At 66.0% G+C, this 1,637-nt stretch carries 1 protein-coding gene and 2 pseudogenes; 1 reads left to right on the top strand and 2 read right to left on the bottom strand.

Annotated features, from left to right (window positions below; translation table 11 throughout):
• A partial coding sequence (locus X803_RS22830) for an iron chelate uptake ABC transporter family permease subunit (protein WP_035778879.1) occupies nt 1-404 on the bottom strand: 404 nt, incomplete at its 3' end.
• 366 nt (nt 405-770) lie between these two features.
• Nucleotides 771-1,223, bottom strand: a pseudogene (locus X803_RS19715) (iron chelate uptake ABC transporter family permease subunit); the annotation flags it as partial.
• A 214-nt stretch (nt 1,224-1,437) separates the two neighbouring features.
• Between X803_RS19715 and X803_RS22560 the strand changes: the two are divergent.
• A pseudogene (locus X803_RS22560) lies at nt 1,438-1,637 on the top strand (hypothetical protein); the annotation flags it as partial.

Consider the following 1,637-nt stretch of genomic DNA (forward strand, 5'->3'; position numbering starts at 1 on the left):
TAGCCCGTGAAGTTGGTGACGCCGAAAACGAAGATGCCGATCACCACGGCAAGCGCTGCCCCGGAGTTGACGCCGAGGATCCCCGGGTCGGCCAGCGGGTTGCGCGCGACGCCCTGCATGGCGGCACCTGCGAGGCCGAGGGCGGCGCCGGCGAGCAGGCCGACGAGCGTGCGCGGGATCCGCGAGAGGACCACGGCGTGGTCTCCGTTGGCGGGGTTGTACGCGGTCAGAGCCTGGACCAGTGTTTCCGGGCTGATGGGACGCGCGCCGATCGCGAGGGATGCAACACCAGCGAGCGCGAGAACCGCAATCGCCAGGACCAGTTTCAGTCCGCGGGCGGCCGGACGCCTTGGCGCCCGGGGTGCGGAGAGGGCCGGGGAGGCAGGCGCATCGAGGGCGGCCATGCATGCCTCCTTGAGCCAACCGAAACGGACTTAAGTAAGGCTAGCCTATGCATGCGTGCATTAGGAAACGGTTATGTATCCTATTCCCCGAACGCGCCCCGACTCCCCGACTCCCCTACTCCCCTTTCCCCGGGAACTTTTGTGCAGACCTGGCGGGTTCCGGGCCTGGAAAGTCATACGGTCAGTGCAACGCCTCCCCGAAAGTGGTGTTGCTATGAAGAAGACGTGGTTCCTGCCGGAGCAGTGGGATAAGTTCTACGCGGTGTTGTGCTCGGGGGCCTCATTCAGTGAGGCTGCCCGGGTCGCGGGTGTGTCCCGCAACGGGGCCGCCTATCAGTGGCGTAAAACTGGCGGCATGACATTGACGTAGACCAGCACGGCGGCGGCCCCCGCCCCGAGGAACGCGAACCAGATGTAGCCCGTGAAGTTGGTGACGCCGAAAACGAAGATGCCGATCACCACGGCAAGCGCTGCCCCGGAGTTGACGCCGAGGATCCCCGGGTCGGCCAGCGGGTTGCGCGCGACGCCCTGCATGGCGGCACCTGCGAGGCCGAGGGCGGCGCCGGCGAGCAGGCCGACGAGCGTGCGCGGGATCCGCGAGAGGACCACGGCGTGGTCTCCGTTGGCGGGGTTGTACGCGGTCAGAGCCTGGACCAGTGTTTCCGGGCTGATGGGACGCGCGCCGATCGCGAGGGATGCAACACCAGCGAGCGCGAGAACCGCAATCGCCAGGACCAGTTTCAGTCCGCGGGCGGCCGGACGCCTTGGCGCCCGGGGTGCGGAGAGGGCCGGGGAGGCAGGCGCATCGAGGGCGGCCATGCATGCCTCCTTGAGCCAACCGAAACGGACTTAAGTAAGGCTAGCCTATGCATGCGTGCATTAGGAAACGGTTATGTATCCTATTCCCCGAACGCGCCCCGACTCCCCGACTCCCCTACTCCCCTTTCCCCGGGAACTTTTGTGCAGACCTGGCGGGTTCCGGGCCTGGAAAGTCATACGGTCAGTGCAACGCCTCCCCGAAAGTGGTGTTGCTATGAAGAAGACGTGGTTCCTGCCGGAGCAGTGGGATAAGTTCTACGCGGTGTTGTGCTCGGGGGCCTCATTCAGTGAGGCTGCCCGGGTCGCGGGTGTGTCCCGCAACGGGGCCGCCTATCAGTGGCGTAAAACTGGCGGCATGACATTGATGACGGGCATTCCGGGCGGGCTGGCTGATCCGCCGACATCGGTTGGAAC

The sequence above is a fragment of the Arthrobacter sp. 35/47 genome, from assembly GCF_000520475.1.
Classification (GTDB): domain Bacteria; phylum Actinomycetota; class Actinomycetes; order Actinomycetales; family Micrococcaceae; genus Arthrobacter_D; species Arthrobacter_D subterraneus.